General features: G+C 44.1%; 18 protein-coding genes. 14 read left to right on the top strand and 4 right to left on the bottom strand.

Annotated elements, in window-relative coordinates:
- Nucleotides 1–61 precede the first annotated feature (61 nt).
- From AC59IL_RS18810 to AC59IL_RS18790, 5 genes are all read left to right on the top strand, one after another.
- The gene (locus AC59IL_RS18810; protein ID WP_496553726.1) at nt 62–1,549 is read left to right on the top strand and encodes an LptF/LptG family permease; all 1,488 of its coding nucleotides are present in this window, start codon (nt 62–64) and stop codon (nt 1,547–1,549) included.
- A 112-nt stretch (nt 1,550–1,661) separates the two neighbouring features.
- On the top strand, nt 1,662–2,645 hold the full coding sequence (locus tag AC59IL_RS18805; RefSeq protein ID WP_496553725.1) for a cation diffusion facilitator family transporter: 984 nt from the start codon (nt 1,662–1,664) through the stop codon (nt 2,643–2,645).
- 231 nt (nt 2,646–2,876) lie between these two features.
- A complete protein-coding gene (locus tag AC59IL_RS18800) occupies nt 2,877–4,241 on the top strand; it encodes a dipeptidase (protein WP_496553724.1) in 1,365 nt (454 codons plus the stop codon).
- 158 nt (nt 4,242–4,399) lie between these two features.
- Complete coding sequence (locus AC59IL_RS18795; protein WP_496553723.1) at nt 4,400–4,783, top strand: RNA-binding S4 domain-containing protein; 384 nt, start codon at nt 4,400–4,402, stop codon at nt 4,781–4,783.
- 359 nt (nt 4,784–5,142) lie between these two features.
- A complete protein-coding gene (locus AC59IL_RS18790) occupies nt 5,143–5,559 on the top strand; it encodes a hypothetical protein (protein WP_496553722.1) in 417 nt (138 codons plus the stop codon).
- 40 nt (nt 5,560–5,599) lie between these two features.
- Here the strand turns inward: AC59IL_RS18790 and AC59IL_RS18785 are convergent, their stop codons facing one another.
- Nucleotides 5,600–6,658, bottom strand: coding sequence for a response regulator (locus tag AC59IL_RS18785; protein WP_496553721.1), 1,059 nt, complete (start codon nt 6,656–6,658; stop codon nt 5,600–5,602).
- Nucleotides 6,659–6,856: 198 nt separating this feature from the next.
- On the opposite strand from AC59IL_RS18785, the gene AC59IL_RS18780 reads away from it, so the two are divergent.
- The 8 genes from AC59IL_RS18780 to AC59IL_RS18745 all read left to right on the top strand — a co-directional run bounded on the left by AC59IL_RS18780 (nt 6,857) and on the right by AC59IL_RS18745 (nt 16,071).
- Entirely contained in the window at nt 6,857–9,253 is a 2,397-nt protein-coding gene (locus AC59IL_RS18780; protein ID WP_496553720.1) for a heavy metal translocating P-type ATPase, read from the top strand.
- 214 nt (nt 9,254–9,467) lie between these two features.
- Complete coding sequence (gene ccoS, locus AC59IL_RS18775) at nt 9,468–9,638, top strand: cbb3-type cytochrome oxidase assembly protein CcoS (protein ID WP_496553719.1); 171 nt, start codon at nt 9,468–9,470, stop codon at nt 9,636–9,638.
- Between the two features lie 36 nt (nt 9,639–9,674).
- The gene (ccoN, locus tag AC59IL_RS18770; protein ID WP_496553718.1) at nt 9,675–11,801 is read left to right on the top strand and encodes a cytochrome-c oxidase, cbb3-type subunit I; all 2,127 of its coding nucleotides are present in this window, start codon (nt 9,675–9,677) and stop codon (nt 11,799–11,801) included.
- A gap of 7 nt (nt 11,802–11,808) precedes the next feature.
- Nucleotides 11,809–11,967: a CcoQ/FixQ family Cbb3-type cytochrome c oxidase assembly chaperone gene (locus AC59IL_RS18765; protein WP_496553717.1), complete on the top strand. Its 159-nt coding sequence runs from the start codon at nt 11,809–11,811 to the stop codon at nt 11,965–11,967.
- Between the two features lie 26 nt (nt 11,968–11,993).
- Complete coding sequence (locus AC59IL_RS18760; RefSeq protein WP_496553716.1) at nt 11,994–13,202, top strand: cbb3-type cytochrome c oxidase N-terminal domain-containing protein; 1,209 nt, start codon at nt 11,994–11,996, stop codon at nt 13,200–13,202.
- An 8-nt stretch (nt 13,203–13,210) separates the two neighbouring features.
- Entirely contained in the window at nt 13,211–14,638 is a 1,428-nt protein-coding gene (gene ccoG, locus AC59IL_RS18755; protein ID WP_496553715.1) for a cytochrome c oxidase accessory protein CcoG, read from the top strand.
- 176 nt (nt 14,639–14,814) lie between these two features.
- Nucleotides 14,815–15,258: a FixH family protein gene (locus AC59IL_RS18750; RefSeq protein WP_496553714.1), complete on the top strand. Its 444-nt coding sequence runs from the start codon at nt 14,815–14,817 to the stop codon at nt 15,256–15,258.
- A gap of 105 nt (nt 15,259–15,363) precedes the next feature.
- Nucleotides 15,364–16,071: a sulfite exporter TauE/SafE family protein gene (locus AC59IL_RS18745; protein ID WP_496553713.1), complete on the top strand. Its 708-nt coding sequence runs from the start codon at nt 15,364–15,366 to the stop codon at nt 16,069–16,071.
- On the opposite strand, the gene AC59IL_RS18740 is transcribed toward AC59IL_RS18745, so the two are convergent.
- Complete coding sequence (locus AC59IL_RS18740; RefSeq protein ID WP_496553712.1) at nt 16,055–16,285, bottom strand: hypothetical protein; 231 nt, start codon at nt 16,283–16,285, stop codon at nt 16,055–16,057. The genes AC59IL_RS18745 and AC59IL_RS18740 overlap by 17 nt on opposite strands.
- A 54-nt stretch (nt 16,286–16,339) precedes the next feature.
- On the bottom strand, nt 16,340–17,902 hold the full coding sequence (locus AC59IL_RS18735) for a PAS domain-containing sensor histidine kinase (protein ID WP_496553711.1): 1,563 nt from the start codon (nt 17,900–17,902) through the stop codon (nt 16,340–16,342).
- A gap of 147 nt (nt 17,903–18,049) precedes the next feature.
- Here AC59IL_RS18735 and trmD point away from each other — a divergent pair, with 147 nt between their 5' ends.
- Entirely contained in the window at nt 18,050–18,733 is a 684-nt protein-coding gene (trmD, locus tag AC59IL_RS18730) for a tRNA (guanosine(37)-N1)-methyltransferase TrmD (RefSeq protein WP_496553710.1), read from the top strand.
- 360 nt (nt 18,734–19,093) lie between these two features.
- Here the strand turns inward: trmD and AC59IL_RS18725 are convergent, their stop codons facing one another.
- A complete protein-coding gene (locus AC59IL_RS18725; protein ID WP_496553709.1) occupies nt 19,094–21,571 on the bottom strand; it encodes a TIM-barrel domain-containing protein in 2,478 nt (825 codons plus the stop codon).
- Nucleotides 21,572–21,685: the final 114 nt, after the last annotated feature.

Below are 21,685 nucleotides of genomic sequence, written 5' to 3'. Positions count from 1 at the left end.
AACTGACCGATTATCGGGCTCCACCTTAAACTTTAAACCTTATACTTTAAACTTTATAACCGTGATAAAAAAACTCGACATACTGGTATTGCGATCATTTATCGGTCCTTTTATCGCAACCTTTTTCCTCACCCTGTTTGTACTGATACTTCAGTTCTTCTGGTTGTGGATAGATGATTTTGTTGGTAAAGGCATCGATGTGATTACAATGCTGCGTCTTGTGCTTTACCTCAGCGCTACCCTTGTTCCACTGGCATTGCCGCTGGCTATTCTGCTGTCGTCGATCATGACCTTTGGCAACCTCGGCGAAACTTTTGAACTGGTAGCCATTAAATCGGCAGGCATCGGTTTGCTGCGATTTATGCTTCCCCTGCTTGTTGCAGCCTTAATGTTATCGGGTCTGGCATTTATGTTCAACAACTATGTTATTCCGGTGGCCAACCTGAAAATGAAAACATTGCATTACGACCTCGTAAATAAAAAACCTGCCTTTGATTTGAAGGAAGGCGTTTTTTATACCACCATTCCCGATTATGCCATCAAGGTTTCGAAAAAAGAAAAGGATTCCATTCTTCATAATGTGATCATTTACGAAAGCAGTACCGGCCCTCAGGATAATATTGTAGCAGCCGAAAAAGGCATCATGCGCATTTCGTCTGATAAACGTTTTTTGGAATTTACCCTGTTTAACGGATGGCGTTATGAAGAACGGGGCAACCGCTACGGCAACAACACCGATTTTATACGACTTGGTTTTAAAGAATACAAAAAAGTGCTCGACCTGAGCTCGCTGGCCTTAACCCGCACCAACGATAGTGCATACAAAGACCGTTATGAAATGTTAAGCACCCGGCAGTTGGGTAAAAATATCGATTCGCTCGAAAAAACGCTTACGAAGTTCCAGGAGCGCGACCGCCACGAACTGCAGACCTATCTCGAATTTTCGAAATACCTCGATACCGGATGGATAAACGTAAAGGCCCCGCCGGTAAAAAAAGGCGTCAAATTTATTGACATGTTGCCCGACAGTTTAAAAATATCGCCCACCGATAAAATGCCTGTTTCGGTTAAAACGTCTGTGCTCGACCAAAGCATTTCATTCGCCAATTCGGTTAAAGCCACTATTGAAGGGCCTTCGTGGGACTATGAGTCAAAAAGAAAAGATCTGCGTATGCACCTGATGGTATGGCACGAAAAATTCACCATGTCTATTGCGGTGCTGGTATTGTTTCTCATAGGCGCTCCCCTGGGATCTATTGTTCGAAAAGGAGGCATCGGAACACCAGTTGTATTTGCGGTGGTATTTTTTGTGATCTTTTTTCTGCTCAACAACTTCGGTAAAAAGTTCGTAAAGGAAGATGTTTTACAACCCATGGCCGGTATGTGGCTGGCTACGGCTGTGCTGGTTCCGCTGGGTCTGTTTCTCATTTACAAAGCCTTACACGATTCGCAATTGTTCAATAAAGAATTCTATTACCGCATCTTCAGAACTGTACGCAAAATGATTGCCCGTAAAAAGGTGGTTAAAGAGCAACCGCAGATAAGTTGATGCAGTTGCCGGTTACCGGATTCCTGGTAACTGGTAACGCTGTAACCTGAAACCTGTAACTGCGTATTGCCCATTGCCCTTTGCGCCTTACCTTCGCCCCAAATTGCTTGTATTGAATTCAGGCCGTGAAAATCTTCGAATACAGAAATGGGTAGTAACAGTAGCAGTATTACTGTTTATCATTAAAATTGTGGCCTTTTGGCTTACCCGCTCCGTTGCCATATTAACCGATGCGCTCGAAAGCACCGTAAATGTAATAGCAGGTTTTATTGGTTTGTTCAGTTTGTATGTGGCCGCCAAACCGCGCGATGAAAACCATCCGTACGGTCATGGAAAAGCCGAGTTTTTATCGGCCGCGGTAGAAGGTACCCTCATCCTTGTTGCGGGCATGGTTATTATTTACGAATCGATCAATAATTTCATCCATCACCACCAGCTGCAAAAACTCGATCAGGGGATTATATTGGTGGCCGTTACTGCTGTCATCAACTATGTAGTTGGATGGATTAGCATCAGGAACGGAAAGAAAAATAATTCCCTCGCTTTAATTGCCAGTGGCAAACACCTGCAGTCCGACACCTATTCAACCCTTGGTATTATTGTTGGACTAGGGCTAATCAGGTTAACTGGATTGAGCTGGCTCGATAGCGTAACAGCCATCATCTTTGCATTTGTCATTATTTACACCGGTTATCATATTCTGCGCCATTCGCTGGCCGGCATTATGGATGAGGCCGACAAGGAACTGTTATTAAAAATGCTTGCTGTTTTGAATGCCAATCGGCGTCCGAACTGGATCGACCTGCACAACCTGCGGGTAATAAAATACGGTGGTCAGCTGCATATCGATTGCCACCTAACGGTTCCCTGGTACCTGAATGTAGTGGAAGCGCATAAGGAAGTGGAAGAGCTGGGCCGGCTTATCAAACGCGAATTTGGGAACGCAATTGAGTTTTTTGTGCATACCGATCCCTGCCTCGATTTTTCCTGCAGCATCTGTACAAAAGATGATTGCACCGTTCGCCGGCGCCCCTTCGAAAAACAGGTTGAATGGACGTTGAAGAATGTGATTGAAGATAAGAAGCACTCGTTATAAACAGGCAATTGGCAATGGGCAATTGGCAATTGTCTCTCCGTTTCTTTCACTCCTGTAAACCTGTTAACTTTTCAACTCGTCAACTTCAGACTTCCGACTTCCGACTTCAAACTTCTGACTTCAGATCCCCGACCTCCGGCTCCACTCGTTACTAACTACTTACCACTCGCCAATAAAAACATATATTCGCTATCCGTTTGCCAAGTATTGTTAATAACTAAACTCATGATTATGCAAGCCTGGAAAGATTACCAGGAAAAGAACAAAGAACGCTTCCTGGACGAATTATTGGAATTGTTACGCATTCCTTCGGTGAGCGCCAACAGCGCCCATAAAGAGGATATGAGAAAATGTGCAGAAAAAGTGCAACAGCGATTGCTCGAAGCCGGGGCCGCAAAAGCTTCTGTGCTTGAAACTGATGGCCACCCGGTAGTATATGCCGAAAAAATTGTTGATCCTTCAAAACCCACCGTATTGGTTTACGGCCATTACGATGTACAACCGCCCGATCCGCTGAACCTTTGGCACAGCGGTCCGTTTGATCCGGTGATCAAAGAAGGGCGCATTTACGCCCGTGGATCTGCCGATGATAAAGGGCAGTTTTACATGCATGTAAAGGCCCTTGAAATATTATCCAAAACCAACTCGCTCGGAAACAATATCAAGTTTTTGATCGAAGGAGAAGAAGAAGTTGGTTCGCCCAACCTGGGTAAGTTTGTTGCGGCCAATAAAGACCTGCTCAAATGCGATGTAATTCTTATCAGCGACAGCGCCATGATTAGCATGGAAAATCCTTCCATCGATATCGGTGTTCGCGGCCTGGCGTATATACAGGTTGAAGTAACGGGCCCCAACCGCGATTTACACAGCGGTGTTTATGGCGGCGCCGTAGCCAACCCGGCTACCATGCTGGCCAGAATGATCGCATCGTGCCACGATGAAAATAATCATATCACCATTCCCGGTTTTTATGATGATGTAGTGGAAGCTACTACGGAAGAAAGAAAATTAATGGCGGCAGCTCCCTACAGTGAAACCGAATACAAAAACGACCTGGGCGTTAAAGAACTCTGGGGCGAAAAAGGATATACCACCAATGAAAGAACGGGTATTCGGCCCACATTGGAAATAAACGGCATTTGGGGTGGTTATACCGGTGAAGGCGCCAAAACCGTATTGCCTTCAAAAGCCTACGCAAAAATATCGGCACGGCTGGTGCCTAACCAGTCATCTGAAAAAATCACCGACATGCTGTTGCGGCATTTCAGGAAAATAGCGCCTGCCGGCGTTACGGTAGAAGCGCATAACCTGCACGGTGGCGAGCCTTATATGACACCGATCGATTCAAAAGCCTACCAGGCAGCCGCTAAATCAATCGAAACCACATTCGGAAAAAAACCTATACCTGTACGTGGCGGCGGCAGTATTCCTATTTGCTCTATTCTTGAAAAAGAGCTGGGCGTAAAGATCGTGTTCATGGGTTTTGGGCTTGATAGCGATAACCTGCATTCGCCCAATGAAAAATTCGACCTGGTGAATTTTTACAAAGGCATTGAAACCATTCCCTGGTTCCATAAGTATTTTGGGGAGGGATAAGTTGTGTTCCAATAGCTTACAGGAGACAATATTTAAATATTATATTACGATGCCACGGCTCTGAGCGCAGTTTCAGCGTGAGCCGTGGCATCGCTATTTCGTGGAGTTTTTTTAACTTTGGTTGGGTTGAATTGTAATATATCGCATAAGCAAAACACATGGCAGAAAAAGAAAAACTCCGCATAGATAAATACCTCTGGGCGATTCGTTTATTTAAAACGCGTTCGCTGGCAGCAGCTGCCTGCGATAGCGGTAAGGTGAAGTGGGATGGTTCACAGGTGAAAGCCTCCAAACAGGTGCATGTGGGTGAAGAATATGAAGTTAAAACCGAGGCGCGGCGCTGGCGCATAAAGGTCACCGGTTTACTGCACAACCGACAGGCCTACACTGAAGCTATAAAATACTATATTGATATTACACCGGCCGAAGAACTCGAACGCCTGCAACACCAGGCATCCAGCTTTCATACCGGTAAACGACTGAGCAAAATAGGTCGCCCTACCAAAAAAGAAAGACGCGATCTCGATGACTTTATGGAATAGCTTCCGTTTTATACAATCCGATTTTCAGTTGGCAGTTGTCAGGGAAGAGTTAATTGCTCCCATCGTGGCGGAACAAACTGCCAACCTGCTTTTACCACCCGCACGTTTTCATTTTCTAACCTGACCAGAATCAGCATTCTCCTATCTTAAAATCATTTTCCGGGGCTGCCGCAAAAGTTAGCTTTGTTTACAGTGATGATAAATTTATTTTAACAGAATCCTGAAATATAGTCGGAACTGAGTGTAGCCGGGCATCGCTGAAGTTATGTGACCGCGTGTCGCCTTAGTATAGGCGCCTGCGCCAGAACTTCAGCGCCGGAAAGGCGCAGCAGCAAATAGAAGAATTTAAATTATTCTGTATGTATTTGGAAATTAACGGAGAGCGGCTGATCAGCGAAATACAGAAAGATTTCTGTGCTTTATATCCGTTTTTAAAAATCGAGTTTTTTAAAAACGGAAGCATTCGTCGCGACCGGTATCCTATAAATAAATTAATTCCAGGTACAAGACTATTAAAAGAAGCATGGAACTGGAAAAAAGATAAAGGCAGGCTTGAAATCAACGATATTACGACGGTAACCGATTTCGAAAACGCTTTTATGGACCAGTTTGGCTTGTCGGCCCAGGTATTCCGCCGCTCAGGTAACCTGTGGCTCGAAACCACCATTACCGATAGCTGGACGCTCAAACAACAAAACGATCATGGTCGCGAAATAACTATAGGTAAGAGTCAGGAAGTCGGTAAATCTGAAAGTCCGAAAGAAAAACACTTATAACTGTATTTCTTCCGGACTTTCCGACTTTCGGTCTTTCGACTTAATAAAGCAGGTTATTCAATTTTTCTCCGTTCAGTATCCTGATTTTTCCCTCTTTGATTTCGATCAGTTTTTCTGATTTAAAATCACTCAGCGTGCGAATAACCGATTCGGTGGCAGTACCAATATATTGCGCAAAATCTTCGCGCGAAATTTCTATCAGCACCGGATCTTTTTTCTCTTTATTGAATTTCTGTTGCACATCAACCAATGCCTTCGCTACGCGTTTACGCAATGAATCGTAGGCCAGTCGCAACAACCGTTCTTCTTTTTCCTTTACATCGTTGGTGATGAGCTTTATAAATTTCGAGGCAATGCTCATATCGTTGTAAACCGCCTGCAAAAAATCGTCTTTGGGAATTGAAACGATTTCGGCATTTTCGAGTACTTCGGCTGTATCGGTATAAGTATGATTTTCGAGCAGGGCCACATGGCCTATATATTCATCGGGACCATATAAATTGGTGATGTATTCCTTACCGTCTTCGTGAATCTTAAATGTTTTGATCTTACCGCTTTTCAGGTAAAACAAAAACCGGGCGTGCTTTCCTTCGCTGTACAAAACCTGTTTTTTCATCAGCAGCTCGCTGCTGTACCTTTCGGGGTCGGGCAATAATAAACCGCTACCCTTCAGGTCTTTCATCAGTTTGCCGGCGCCCTTTTCACCCGCTTCGTACTGGCTTTGTAAAATGCTCAGTTTTTTTAACCGTATTTCCACGGCTTTCAGTAATTCCAGATCGTCGAAAGGTTTGGTTATATAATCATCGGCGCCCATTTCCATTCCTTTGCGAAAATCGCCCCGTTCGGCTTTGGCAGTAAGAAATATAAAAGGCGTATTTTCCGTTTCACGGTTCTTTCTGAGCAGGTGTAAAACGCCATAACCATCCAGCTCGGGCATCATGATATCACAAATGATCAGGTCGGGTTTTACTTTAATGGCAATTTCCATCCCCTTTTTCCCATTTTCGGCTGTATGGGTTTCATAACCGGCAAGGGCTAATATTTCGGCGGTATTTTCGCGGATGTCTGTATTATCATCAATAACAAGTATCCTGCTCATGTTATAAATTTTTAAACTATAAGGAATATGATGTGGCAGTACGGTTGCCTATCGGGTGAACGCTACTATATATAATACAACCTGTTGCAAAGGTAAAACTTTTAAAATGGTTGATCATTATCATACGCCGGAATGATGCCAGTCAGCCGGCGCCCCTGCGCCTAATATTATTTTAGCAGCTTAAAAAAGCTGTTTATTATGCATTCAACCACTGTAAACAATCAGTTGGTATGCTTTCATTGTGGCGAAGTTTGTACCACCGCAACAATTACGGCGGAAGATAAACATTTTTGCTGCGAAGGCTGCAAAATGGTGTATCAATTATTAAACCGCAGCGGTTTATGCGAATACTATAATTTGAACGATCAACCCGGTATTAATCAACGGATAGCCGTTCGTAAAGACAAGTTTGCTTTTTTGCAGGATGCAGCTATACAACAACAGCTTATTTCGTTCAGCGACGAACAACAAACCCATATTACGTTTTACCTGCCCCAAATACATTGCAGCTCCTGTTTATACCTGCTCGAAAACCTGCACAGCCTGCAGCCGGCGGTAATAAGCGCCACGGTAAATTTCAGCCGTAAGGAAGTTAATATAATTTTTGATCATTCCGGCATAACGCTTCAGCAGGTGGCCGAACTGCTTACCAGCATAGGCTATGAACCCTATATCAGTTTACAAAATCTGCAAAATCATAAACCACGCGCCAATAAAAGCATGATTTACCGGCTGGGAGTAGCCGGTTTTTGTTTTGCGAACATAATGCTGCTGAGTTTTCCCGAATACCTGGGACTGGAACAGGCCGACATGCAATTGCAGCATGCCTTCCGTATACTGAATGTAATGCTGGCGCTGCCGGTATTCTTTTACAGCGCCTGGCCTTTTTACGAATCGGGATGGAAAGGATTGCAGCATAAATTCCTGAACATCGATGCACCTATTGCGCTGGCCATTATTGTAACGTTTTCACGAAGCCTGTACGAAGTTACAAGCGGTACCGGCGCCGGGTATTTCGATTCTATGGCAGGTATTGTTTTCTTTATGCTTACAGGCAGGGTGCTACAGGATAAAACCTATCAGCAATTATCGTTCGAACGCGATTTTACCTCCTATTTTCCGGTGGCTGCCACAATTGTGAAAGGTGTTCAACAGGTGCCGGTTCCTTTACCCGATGTGAAAGTGGGCGATACGCTGCTGATACATAGCAATGAGTTAATTCCGGCGGATGGCATATGCACACGCGGAAAAGCCTGTATCGACTACAGTTTTGTAACCGGCGAATCGTTACCGGTTAATAAAGAAATGGGCGAAATTGTGTACGCCGGTGGCAAACAAACCGGAAGCGCCATCGAAATACTGGTTATAAAAGAAGTTACCCAAAGCTATTTAACCAGGTTATGGTCGAGAGATGAATTTAAAAAGAATGCCGATTCAAAATCGGTTTCATTTGTTCACCTGTTAAGCCGCTATTTTACCTGGATACTTTTTACCATCGCTACCGTAGCAGCCGCCTGGTGGCTGATGCACGACAACAACAAAGTATGGAATGTGATCACATCCGTTTTGATAGTTGCCTGCCCCTGCGCCCTGTTGTTGTCGAACACATTTACCAACGGAAACGTTCTACGCATAGCCGGCCGAAATAAATTTTACTTACGCAGCGCACAAACCATTGAAGATGTTGCCGGCATTACCCATATCGTTTTCGATAAAACCGGAACACTTACCACGCCCGGCGAACAACAGGTAATTTATAACGGCCGTTCATTAAGCCGGTTGCAGCAACAGGCCATTGTTAGCATTGCAGCACAAACGAATCACCCGTTGAGCAGGGCGCTGGTAAGCCATTATGGCCATTTGCCCCGCCTGCTGGTTGAGGAGTTTCGCGAAGTAACCGGTAAAGGCATCGAAGGCATGGTGGGCGACGACTGGATTGCCTTAGGCTCACAGGCCTTTGTTACCGGAAATAAAACGCTGCACGCCGATGGATCGAGGGTATATGTATCTATCGATAACAAATTGTATGGATACTTTACCATGCACAACCATTACCGTGAAGCAGTACCAGGACTGATAAAGGCATTATCATCGCGCTACCGGTTGTCGGTATTATCGGGCGATAACGCTACCGAATACAATACGCTGCAGCAGTTAATGGGCGGGGACACAAGATTATTGTTTAACCAGCAGCCCGAAGACAAGCTGCTTTACATTAAAAATCTGCAGCAGAAAGGCGAAAAGGTAATGATGATCGGGGATGGTTTAAACGATGCAGGCGCCTTAAAACAAAGCAATGTGGGTATAGCCCTTACCGACAACTGCAACAATTTTACGCCCGCCAGCGACGCCATTATGGAGGCTGGTCAGTTATCGCGGTTGCCGGCATTCATCAGGTTGTGCAAAGCCAACAAACAAATTGTAATCGCCAGTTTTGTATTATCGATCGTATATAACATAATAGGGCTCAGTTTTGCTGTACAGGGTGTTTTATCACCGCTGATTGCTGCCATTCTGATGCCTGCCAGTTCACTCAGCATTTTGCTGGTTACGTTTGGCAGCAGCAATATAGCTGCCAGATTGTTAAGGTTCTGATTACTTGTATAGCCCCACTATGTGTCACATCCTGGCGTTTGTTCCGGTAATTAACTTATTACCCGGTGGCAGGCGCTCAGGATGATGGCATATTTCTGCGCTCTCACCGCACTTTCGGCAGTAGCCATGATTAAAATCATTTCCAACTCTGAGCCATATCACATGGCAACTTTCGGTATAAAAATACTTTTGTTATATATCAATTACATTTCTTATGAGCGCCATAATCATTCTTCTTATTGCCAGTATATCAGTAGCTGCGGTTTTTCTGGCGGCTTTTATATGGAGTGTGCGCAACGGGCAATATGATGATGAGTTTTCGCCGCCGCAACGGATCTTATTCGACAATCCGGTAACCAACACAAAAAACGAATCGGAAAAATAATCACCCCTTTTTACACACAAAACCGAATATACCAATATGCAAGTAGAGCAATTTTATTACGACAACAGGATTGTTAAACGGTTCGCGTATGCCACCGCGCTTTGGGGTATTGTAGGCATGATAGCCGGTTTGTGGGTTGCTATTCAGTTTTATGCGCCGGGTGCCGCATTAAACTTTGCTCCTACCACTTTTGGCCGGTTACGTCCCATTCATACCAATGCGGTGATCTTTGCCTTTGTTGGCAACTGCATTTTCACCGGTGTTTATTATTCACTGCAACGGCTTTGTAAAGCCCGCATGTTCAGTGATAAATTAAGCAATATTCATTTTTGGGGATGGCAGAGTATTATTGTTGCCGCAGCATTAACCCTTGCGCTGGGTTATACAACCGGTAAGGAATATGCCGAACTGGAATGGCCCATTGATATTGCCATTACCCTGGTATGGGTTGTTTTTGGTATTAACCTGTTTGGTACTATTATAAAAAGAAGAGAAAGGCACTTGTATGTTGCCATTTGGTTTTACATAGCTACCTGGGTAACCGTGGCTATGTTGCATATTGTAAACTCATTCGAAATTCCGGTTTCTATTTTCAAAAGTTACAGCTGGTACGCGGGCGTACAGGATGCCCTGGTACAATGGTGGTATGGTCATAATGCCGTAGCCTTCTTTTTAACTACGCCTATCCTTGGTTTGATGTATTATTTTCTTCCAAAGGCAGCCAACCGCCCTGTTTATTCATATCGGTTATCGATCATTCACTTCTGGGCGCTGATATTTATTTACATATGGGCCGGCCCGCACCACCTGTTGTATACTTCATTGCCCGACTGGGCTCAGTCGCTGGGAACCGTATTCTCCCTGATGCTGATTGCCCCCAGCTGGGGTGGTATGCTCAACGGTTTGTTCACACTGCGTGGCGCCTGGGATAAAGTAAGAGAAGATCCTGTTTTAAAATTCTTCGTGGTGGCCGTTACCTGCTATGGTATGTCAACATTCGAAGGCCCCATGATGTCGCTGAAAAGCGTAAATGCGATTTCACACTTCACCGACTGGACCATTGCCCACGTACACATTGGCGGACTTGGCTGGAATGGCTTTATGGCATTCGGTATGCTGTACTGGCTCATTCCACGCATGTGGGGCACATCAATATATTCAAAGAAACTGGCCACCAACCACTTTTGGTTAGGCACCATCGGTATCGTAATATATGCTGTACCGTTATACTGGGCCGGTTTTACACAGGCTCAAATGTGGAAGACCTTTACTGAAGAAGGACAATTGAAATTTCAATTCCTTGAAACAGTAACCCACATTGTTCCCATGTACGTTACCCGCAGCATCGGCGGTACGCTTTATCTCATCGGCGCCTTTATAATGGTATACAACCTGGCTAAAACAATTGCCAAAGGTTCATTCATTGCCAACGAAGCGGCCGAAGCTGCGCCATTACAAAAAGAAACAGGCCACGTGCGCGAATACTGGCACCGCTGGATCGAAAGAAAACCAATGACTTTGCTGGTGTTCAGTTTAATAGTTGTGGCCATCGGCGGCGCTATTGAAATGGTGCCCACCTTCCTCATAAAAAGCAATGTGCCCACTATCGCGAGTGTAAAACCATATACACCGCTCGAACTACAGGGCCGTGATATTTATATACGCGAAGGCTGCTACACCTGTCACTCGCAAATGGTTCGCCCTTTCCGTGATGAAGTTGCCCGTTATGGCGAATATTCAAAAGCCGGCGAATTCGTATACGATCATCCATTTCAGTGGGGTTCAAAAAGAACAGGTCCCGATCTGGCGCGTGAAGGCGGCAAGTACCCCGACAGTTGGCACTACAACCACATGATGGACCCTCGTATTATGTCGCCCGGCTCCATTATGCCATCGTACAGCTGGCTGCTCGACAATAAGATCGACACCGCCTCTACACCGGCAAAGATCAGGGCCATGCAAACATTAGGAGTGCCCTATCCCAAAGGATATGATCACGTAGCTAATCAGGACTTACTGTTACAGGCAAACGGAATTCGTGTAAGCCTGAAATTGGATAAAATAGAAACACCCAAAGATGCAGAGATCGTAGCACTGATTGCCTATCTGCAACGGTTGGGAAAAGATATAAAAGCAAGTTCAGTTGCTCAAAGCTCAAACTAATACAACTATGAAGTTCATAAACTATCTGGAAAAGATCACCGGGGTAAGCATTTACCCGCTTTTATCATTTGCGATTTTCGGATTGTTTTTTCTCGTGATGCTGATATGGGTGATTAAAGCAGACAAGAAAACGATCTATGATATCAGTCGCATTCCTTTAGACTAACAAAGAACTTTTAAAACAATTTAAATATGCCCGGCTTTAATCGGTTTAAAAGAAAAAACAGCACATTAAAAAAAGCAGCCACTGTTATTGCGGCCTGGTTATTATCAGTACCGGCAGTAATGGCCAATGGAGGAGGAAGTGCGCCAAAAGAATCCTCCATGTACGATCCGTTTGTTATAACCATGATTATCATCATGCTCATTCTTTTACTGGCCATTGGCTTGCTTGCCAATGTTGTGTTAGGCGCAGCCAGTTATTACCATCAGAAAGAAAAAGAGCGTGAACAAAACAAATCGGGCAGTGCTGTTGCCGCCACCGCATCTGTTATTGCCCTGCTGTTATTCAGCGCTCCGGTGTTTGCGCAGGATGCTAATGTAGCTGCGGCCACCACGCAGACAGCCGAAACAATCGGTGGTTTATCGCCCGTTGCCTTTTACTTTATTGTAGGCGTAATTGGCGCTGAACTACTGGTAGTATTTATGCTGTTGTATCAGTTGCGCGTTTTTCTGTCGAAAGAAAAATTACGGCAGAACTTATCGGGCGCTACCGAATACAAGCTGAAGCCGAAGGTTAACATTTGGGATAAGCTAAACAGATTTAAGCCGGTTGAACAGGAAGCGCAGATCGATCTCGGCCACGATTACGATGGCATTCGCGAGCTGGATAACCGGTTACCACCCTGGTGGCTGTATGGATTTTATGCAACTATCATTTTTGCTGCTGTTTATCTGTGGAGGTACCACGTTTCGCATACAGCCCCGTTAAGCCACGAAGAGTTACAAATTGCTATGAAGCAGGCAGATGAACAAAAAGCGATCTACCTGAAAAAATCGGCTAATAATGTTGATGAAAGCACCGTAAAACGGTTAACTGCAGCAGCCGACCTGGCAGGTGGTGAAAAAGTGTTTACACAAAACTGCGCAGCCTGTCATGGTAAAGCCGGAGAAGGAATTGTAGGCCCCAACCTTACCGATGATTACTGGTTACATGGCGGCAGCGTGAAAGATGTTTTTAAAACCATTAAATACGGCTGGCCCGAAAAAGGAATGCGCAGCTGGAAAGACGATCTGTCGCCCGTGCAAATAGCACAGGTAGCCAGCTATATAAAATCAATTCATGGCACCAACCCACCGAATGCCAAAGCCAAACAGGGTGAGTTGTTCCAGGAAGAAACCAATACAAACAATAAATCAGATTCAATCACCAATAAAGTAGCCGCTGTTACTAAAAACTAATTAAACAATTGGAACCTGCAACAAATATTACCCCTGTGTCGCCTGAATTCAACAACTCGTTCCGCGACCGTATTGCAACAGTAGATGCATCGGGCAAGCGAAAATGGGTGTACGCGCAAAAGCCAAAGGGTAAGTTATATTCCATTCGTACCTATATAAGCTGGTTTTTCTTTATTCTTTTCTTTTCACTGCCGTTTATATACGTACATGGCAGGCCATTGTTTTTGTTTGATGTAACAACCGCGCATTTTATCATTTTTGGAAAGGTATTCTGGCCGCAGGATTTTTTCATCTTCGGCCTCGCGATGGTAACATTCATTGTATTTATAATTTTGTTTACTGCTGCCTTCGGCCGGCTGTTTTGCGGATGGGTTTGTCCGCAAACCATTTTCATGGAAATGTTCTTTCGTAAAATCGAATATGCCATTGAAGGTAATGCTGCAGAACAACGGCTGCTGGCGCAGGCCCCGTGGACAGGCAGTAAAATATTTAAAAAAACGGCTAAGCACACCGTGTTTTACCTGATGTCGTTCATCATCGCCAATTTCTTTCTGGCTTATATTATCGGTACTAAAGAACTGGGTAAGATAATAACCGAACCTGTACATCTGCATGTAGGCGGATTGTTTTCGATACTGATTTTTTCGGGCGTTTTTTATGCCGTGTATGCTTTCTTTCGCGAACAGGCCTGTACGGTAGTATGCCCTTACGGCCGTTTGCAGGGCGTATTGTTAGACCGCAATTCAATGATCGTGGCCTACGATTACAAACGGGGCGAGCCGCGGGGCAAGTTTAGCAAGAAGACCGTTCTCGAACAGGGCGATTGTATTGATTGCCTGCAATGTGTAAAGGTTTGTCCTACAGGCATCGACATACGCAATGGCACGCAGCTGGAATGCGTGGGTTGTACAGCCTGCATCGATGCCTGCAATGCCATGATGGAAAAAATAAACAAACCATTGGAGCTTATACGGTATGCATCGGAAAACGGCATCGAAAGCAGGGAGCCGCTGAAGTATACCGGCCGCATGAAACTGTATACCGTATTGCTTACCATTTTACTAATCATTCTGGGCATTTTATTATTCACCCGCAAAGAAGTTGATGCAACCATTATGCGTACGCCCGGTATGTTGTATCAGCAAAGGGGTGCCGATAGTATATCGAACCTGTACAATATTAAAGTGGCCAATAAAACCATTCAACAGGTTCCGTTACAGCTGAAGCTCGAGAACATCAGCGGCAGGGTTGAGATTATCGGCGCACATCATAACATTCAGGTGAAAGAAGAAGGCCAGGGCTCGGGCACTTTCTTTATAGTGCTTCCTGCCAACATCATTCATCAAAGAAAATTGCCCGTTCACATCGGGCTGTATAACGGAAAAGAAAAGATCGATGAAATAACAACCAATTTCCTGGGACCTGTTGCAGAATAAAGGTACAAGGAGGTGGGCAGATTGCGCATAGGAATTGGGAGGTTAACGGGTTGAAAAGTTGGTAAGTTAATAAGTTAACCAGTTGATAAGTTAACAGAGCTGACAGGGAGTTAAAGGGCTTTGCCGATTGCCGTTTCACGATTTACGTTTCACCATTCACCACAAAACAATTTATTATGACATTGAATTGGGGACATAAATTAACGCTTGGGTTTGTTCTGTTTGCAGGTATGATATTGTACCTCGTTTTCCAAAGCATGCACACCCGCTACGACCTGGTGTCGAAAGAATATTACAAAGATGAGCTGCAATACCAGCAGGTGATAGATGGCACTAACCGCGCCAATCGCCTCAGCAGCCGCGCTACTGTAACACAATCAGGAAATAATATTATCATTCGCTTACCGAACGAAATGCAGCAGACTACCGTTTCGGGAAATGCCTTGTTTTATTGTGCCGACAATGCTCAGAAAGATAAAAAAGTAGCGCTTAAGATGACTTCCGCGGCCCAACAAATCATCGACCGCAGGGAATTTGTTCCCGGCATTTATACCGTTAAGCTGAACTGGGAAAGTAACGGGCAGCAGTATTACAGCGAAGTACATGTTACCATAAATTAATTGTTACAGGTTACAAATTTCAGGTTGCAGGGGCTTTAATCTTGTAACCGGTAACCTGAAACGTGTAACAGTTATATATATTCATTCAACAGTATTGGCATTCCTATGTTTTTTGAGGCAGCAATAGCAGGCATCTTATTAGGATTGGTGAGCAGTTTTCACTGTGTGGGCATGTGTGGTCCGCTGGCATTGGCCTTACCTGTTCAGCATTTGCAACGGATGCAGCAGGCGGCAGCGGTAATGCTTTACAATGCCGGTCGCATTATTACCTATGCGGCCATTGGCGCCCTGTTCGGATGGGCAGGAAGAAGCATTTACATAGCAGGCTTTCAGCAATGGTTTAGTATTACCATGGGCATGGTTATATTGCTGCTGTCCTTTCTCAATTATTTTCTCAATAGCCCGGTTTCGCCCAAATGGCTCAGGGCTTTTCATGTTAGTATACAGGGTGTAATGGGCAGGTTATTAAAATCGCCCCGATACCATCATTATTTATTACTGGGAATGGCCAATGGATTATTGCCCTGCGGCATGGTATATGTTGCCATTGCCGCTACCTTAAGCGCTTCTTCCATTACCGAAAGCGTTGTGTTCATGGCTTCTTTCGGATCGGGCACTTTGCCCGCTATGCTGGCATTGTCGTTTTTTGGCGTTCACATTAATATTTCTATTCGCCGGCAATTAAAAAAAGCAGTACACTGGCTGGTAGCAGGCATGGCTGTGTTGCTTATTTTACGTGGATTGAACCTCGGTATTCCATTTGTAAGCCCTGTATTGGCAAGGGCGCCCCAACCGGTTATTTCGTGTCATTAAACCGGTCCTGATATCCCCATTCATGGTCGCCTAATTCAGCCCCTGTATATTTTCCATGTTTTATAATAGTAATCGCCATCCACACAACTAAAACCGGTGAGGCAGCGAACATGGCCGTAATGATATCTTCAGAGGCGCCTGCATGAAACAATATATAATACAAAACCAGGTAGCCTGTAACCAATGTGGTAACAAATGCAGGTTTTCGTAACATAACAGGAGAATTTATATTCTTAAGTTACGATTATTTAACGAGCAGTGAAAACCCTTAACAGTTTTCGGGCAGAGAAGGTAACTGAAGCGTAATGATAGTACCCTCTCCTATTTTGCTGTTGAGTGATATTGTGCCGTGCAACAATTCAACATATCCTTTAACAATGTGCAAACCAAGACCGGTTCCCTGAATATTGATGGCATTTTTGCCCCGGAAAAAGCTGCTAAATAAATGTTGCTGATCTTCTTCCGAAATGCCAATACCCTGGTCTTTTACCGATACCACAAGCTCGTTGTTTTTGTTTTGGGCATTTAAAAATATTTCTGCTTCTTCGGGCGAAAACTTCACGGCATTGCTAAGCAGGTTAATGAGTATGTTCTTCAATAATTTTCTGTCGGTAGTAAACACCGTATCGCCGTTCATGTCAACCAATATAAGCTGACCCGGTTTGGCAATAGCTTTCATTTCTTCGGCTACTTCATCCAGAAATTCTTTTATATCGGTCACCTCGGGTTTCGCTTCCACCTTTCCTTCTTCCAGTTTACCCAGCGATAAAAAGTCTTCGAGCAAATTGTTCAGGTGTTTAACCGAGTCTTTAATACGTCTTATATGCCGTTCGCGTTTATCCTGCTCTTCGGTTTTTACATATTTTGATAATAATGCGGCCGATGACAAAACAGTACTGAGCGGCGTACGAAATTCATGAGAAGCGGTTGATACGAACCTCGATTTAATTTCATTCAGTTCTTTTTCCTTATTAAGCGCTTCGCTCAGGTCCTGCTGCGACTTTTCGAGTTCCTGCAGGGCTTCTTTCAAAATAAGCGTTCTTTCTTCTACCTTATTTTCCAGCTCGGCATTTAATTTACGTATGTCGGCCGATACTTTTTCGAGCTGATCTTTTTGTTCAATCAGCCTTCGTTCGCTTTCTTTCCGTTGTGTAATATCAACAATAAACGCAATCACATAAAACTCGCCCTTTTGCTTATAATAGCTAAGACTTACTTCAACCGGCAGTTCGTGCCCGTCTTTTGTACGGGCAAACAAATCACGCCCATGCCCCATCGACCTGTTGGATGGTTTTTGGTAAAACCCTTCGCGATACTTGTGGTGATTCTGATGAAACCGGCCAGGGATCAGTACTTCAATTGATTTACCTACCAGCTCATCTTTTTTGTACCGGAACAGTTCAAAGGCAGCGGGGTTTATTAAAACGATCTCACCTTTTTGATTGGTAAGAATAATACCTTCGGTGGCATGTTCAAATAAAGCGGTAACCTGTTGTTTATCTGATTCAATGGAACCATACAGCTTTTTTACATACAGCACCGATATCAGGGTGAGCACCACAACAATGCCCGAAAATAAATGCTGCATAATCACCTGCTGCCGGGTCATGAATTCGTTGGGGTAAAAAGTAGAAATAACTACAAGAGCTATCGAAACAAAGCCGAATAATTTGGTGTACAGGTCATTCTTTAAAAATACAGTTACCAGAATAGCGGTGATCAGCCCGCCATCCAGAAAGCTGAACTGCGGATACAGGTATTGTAATACAGCAGTAGTAATGGTTATAATCGAACAAAACAATATTACGTTAAACGGTTTCTCTTTAAACATTTGTATGCCTGTATAATTACGTCACAAATTACCAAATACTTAATTAATATCGAATTTTGAATTTCCAATACTGAATGCTGAACCGGTTGCTCATACCTTCAACATTCAACATCATTATTCTTCTGTTCAATATTTTATCTTTGCTCCATGCGTATTGATATTATTACCGTTTTGCCCGAATTACTCGAAAGCCCGTTTTCGCACTCTATTATGAAAAGGGCACGCGATAAAGGTTTGCTCGAAGTACAGGTGCACCACCTGCGTCAATGGGCCGTAAATGAATACGGGCAGGTAGATGATTACCAATATGGCGGCGGCGCCGGTATGGTAATGATGTGCGAACCCCTGGCCAAAGCTATTGAAACGCTGTCGCAGGAACGCAAATATGACGAAATCATTTATATGACGCCCGATGGCGAGCGGTTTAACCAGTCGATCGCCAACCAGTTATCACTTAAAGAAAACCTGATTGTTATCTGCGGTCATTATAAAGGGATCGATGAACGCATACGCGAACATTTTATCACCAGGGAAATATCAATCGGCGATTACGTGTTAAGTGGTGGTGAACTGGCTGCCGCTATTGTGGTTGATGCCATAGGCCGTTTATTACCGGGTGTATTGAACGATGAAACTTCGGCATTGATGGATTCATTTCAGGATAACCTGCTGGCGCCGCCTGTGTATACCCGTCCGGCCGATTTCAGAGGATGGAAAGTGCCTGATATACTGCTTAGCGGCGATCCTAAAAAAGTTGAAGACTGGCGGTATGAACAATCGCTGCAACGTACTAAAGATCGCAGACCTGATTTATTGAACAATATTGAATAACGAATAATAAACATCGAATTTCGAAGGAAAGGCAACTTCAACATTCAGCATTCTTCTGTTTAATATTCGATATTAAAAAAGCGGTCAGGTACAAAACCAAACCGCTACAAGTAACAGAATAGTAAACTATGCTATCAAATACATAAGCAGGTACATGAATAATTGCATGATCAGTACAATCAAAATAGTCTTTTTCATAAGGGGGTGGATTTTGCAGTTATAGAAGAGCATGCCGCGTGCCAAACTGATTTTATCGATATAGGAGATTTACGTACCGTATTTATCTGCCTGCCGTTCGATTGACTATCAGGTGTTTTAGAAAAACTTATTTATGCACACCAACTGCAATATGTTCCCCCCTTACTTCAGGGTCACTTCTACCTTTAAGGGTTTGCCATTAAACTCAACCGATACATATTCATTCGTGAGCTGCTGAAAGGGATTGAGTTGCTTACCCATCGTTTCAGTACCCAATGGTTTGCCATTTACCATTACTTGTTGACCGGCTGCAAAGGGAACTGGTAATTCAATATTGAATTTGCGCCTGAATTTTTTACCGTACTGATTCGGATTGTTGGTATTGATCTCGATGGTTACTTTATTGCCCGAAGTAATGCCCCTGAAAGTAACCAGCTCGTAATCGGCTTTTTCGAGCGTTCTGGTGCTGTTGCCATCATCGTCGAACCATACGTAAGTCGAAGCTGTGGCCGAAGGATAATACCGGATGGTAATTTCTTTTGAGTTGTACGACTCGGTCGATTTGATGGTATCCTTTGTGATCCACATCGGCACAAAGCTGCCTTCTTTTACAAACACCGGTATTTGTTTTACATCGGCCGGTTGATTGATATATTTATTGCCATCGCTTACCGTGTTATTGACCAGGCTGTACCATTTACCGGCAGGCAGGTACAACATACGGGCGGTAGCCCCCTGACCGGTTACCGGCGCTACTAATAAATTATCGCCCCAGAAATATTCATCATCTGCCCTTAGCGCAATGCTGTCGGATAAATTATAATAGCACAATGGCCGCATCAACGGTTTCCCTAACACGGCCTGCTCGTAGCTTAATGAATAGTTATACGGCAATAACTGGTAACGCAGATTGATATAATTGCGAACGATACTTTTATACGGCTCTTCTATAAAACACGGTTCTGAAGGAATGCTTTTTACACTTCGATCATAATCTTCCAGCGCAGTGCCATGCGGACGAAATACAGGCGTAAAAGCAGCAAACTGTATCCACCGCGTATATAGCTCCGGGTCAGGCTGATCTGCCGTGGCAAATCCGCCGGCATCGGAATGTACATAGGGCAATCCGCTCATGCTCATTCCCAATAAAACCAGGGGTTGCGATTTTAATCCGCTCCAGCTACGGGCCACATCGCCGGTCCACGGAAATACATTGTACCGCTGGCTGCCTGCAAAACCTGATCGGTTCAATAAAAACATTCGCTGGTCCGAAACTTCAGAGTTATATTTTTCAAACAGCATTTTGCTCCAGTAGTGACCATATACGTTATGCACTTCATCGGCGCCCATCAAACGGTTTATACCGTAATCTTTAAAGTTGTGCATCATGCCCGTGGGATGTTTTTCGGGTTCTGCTAAATCAACCCACCAGCCGCTTACACCATTAACAATTTGCTTTTTATAATATTTCCATATCCAGTCCTGCGATTGTTTGCGGAATATATCTACCAAACCGCCGGTTCCAAAATAAAAATCAGGGATCATCATCGGCTTGCCGGCTTCATCGGTTGCTAAAAAGGGGGTAGCCTCGGCATACGATCTGGTATTTTGTAAAATAAATGGTTCGGTAATCAACACTGATTTTAAGTTATCCTTCATTTTAAAATCAGTGATCATTTGTTTGGGGTTAGGCCATTTTTGAGTATTTACCCAGTCGAGGTTTCCAAGGGTGCCTTTGATATCGTCGCCAAACCAAAACAGGTCAAACACGAGACCATCCATGGGGAAATTATCCTGCTTCATTTTAGTTACTACCTGCTTCACCTGCTCTTCGCTTCGATAACCAAAACGCGAAACAAAATTGCCAAACACCCAGCGTGGCGGTAAAGGCTGGCGGCCGGTGATGGCCGTATAATTGTTCATTATTTCGTCGATGTTTTTACCAAACACCACGTAATAGGTTAACTCGCCACTGATAAAACCGGTTTCAAGGGTATTTTTATCGGTAAGGCCAATATCGGCATAGCCTTTCGAAGGATTATCGAAAAACAAACCATAACCGGCGGAGGAAATAAAGAACGGCACCGAAAAGTTCAGGTTTTCGGCTCCTAACCCATAGCCGTACGAGGGACTGTTGTATAAATTTATGCGGTATCCACGGCGGTTCATCGGCAAGGCCCGTTCGCCACCACCGAAGATCTGTTCATTGGGCATTAACTGAAAACGGAAACCGCGGCTATCGCCCTGTGCAAAATAACTGGCAGATTTTACTTTTACTTCTTTGCCCGCTTTATAATAGAATTTTTCGCGCTGCACCACTACACTGGTTAAGTTTTCCCATTCTACCGTTTGAGATGTACCTGCTGTTATTTTAGTGTTAACCCCAACCGGTTTGGCAATAACGGCATCTGATACCTGCTCATTTTTGCTGTAGTCGGCCGGTTTATACGTTGTTTTTATAACGGTATTATTGAATCCTGTGAACGTCCAGGTGCCTTCTTTTGCTTTATAAACTACTTCGGTGGTTTTCCCGGTAAACGGATCTTTTCCAACTGTATTTACAATTGCCTGCTGGGCATATACTGTACAAAAAAGAACCAAACAAATGATGCTACAAATGCTCCTTTTAAATGTTGCCATATTGCCTGATTAAGGCATCAAATTAAAGAAACAACCGGTACTAACAAACTTTTAAAGGAGGCTTCGCTGCGCGAAGCCACGGATGTGGGTTTTTCATTCGCTACGCGAAGGAAG

The sequence above is a fragment of the Niastella sp. sgz303648 genome (genome assembly GCF_059587045.1).
The sequence above is the reverse complement of the archived record's forward strand: the minus strand, read 5'-3'. Positions and strand labels throughout refer to the sequence as shown.

Coding starts and splice junctions, on each gene's coding strand:
- AC59IL_RS18800 (WP_496553724.1), top strand. CDS start 2,877: ATGCAAGCCTGGAAAGATTACCAGGAAAAGAACAAAGAACGCTTCCTG.
- AC59IL_RS18795 (WP_496553723.1), top strand. CDS start 4,400: ATGGCAGAAAAAGAAAAACTCCGCATAGATAAATACCTCTGGGCGATT.
- AC59IL_RS18790 (WP_496553722.1), top strand. CDS start 5,143: ATGTATTTGGAAATTAACGGAGAGCGGCTGATCAGCGAAATACAGAAA.
- AC59IL_RS18785 (WP_496553721.1), bottom strand. CDS start 6,658: ATGAGCAGGATACTTGTTATTGATGATAATACAGACATCCGCGAAAAT.
- AC59IL_RS18780 (WP_496553720.1), top strand. CDS start 6,857: ATGCATTCAACCACTGTAAACAATCAGTTGGTATGCTTTCATTGTGGC.
- ccoS (WP_496553719.1), top strand. CDS start 9,468: ATGAGCGCCATAATCATTCTTCTTATTGCCAGTATATCAGTAGCTGCG.
- ccoN (WP_496553718.1), top strand. CDS start 9,675: ATGCAAGTAGAGCAATTTTATTACGACAACAGGATTGTTAAACGGTTC.
- AC59IL_RS18765 (WP_496553717.1), top strand. CDS start 11,809: ATGAAGTTCATAAACTATCTGGAAAAGATCACCGGGGTAAGCATTTAC.
- AC59IL_RS18760 (WP_496553716.1), top strand. CDS start 11,994: ATGCCCGGCTTTAATCGGTTTAAAAGAAAAAACAGCACATTAAAAAAA.
- AC59IL_RS18750 (WP_496553714.1), top strand. CDS start 14,815: ATGACATTGAATTGGGGACATAAATTAACGCTTGGGTTTGTTCTGTTT.
- AC59IL_RS18745 (WP_496553713.1), top strand. CDS start 15,364: ATGTTTTTTGAGGCAGCAATAGCAGGCATCTTATTAGGATTGGTGAGC.
- AC59IL_RS18740 (WP_496553712.1), bottom strand. CDS start 16,285: ATGTTACGAAAACCTGCATTTGTTACCACATTGGTTACAGGCTACCTG.
- AC59IL_RS18735 (WP_496553711.1), bottom strand. CDS start 17,902: ATGTTTAAAGAGAAACCGTTTAACGTAATATTGTTTTGTTCGATTATA.
- trmD (WP_496553710.1), top strand. CDS start 18,050: ATGCGTATTGATATTATTACCGTTTTGCCCGAATTACTCGAAAGCCCG.
- AC59IL_RS18725 (WP_496553709.1), bottom strand. CDS start 21,571: ATGGCAACATTTAAAAGGAGCATTTGTAGCATCATTTGTTTGGTTCTT.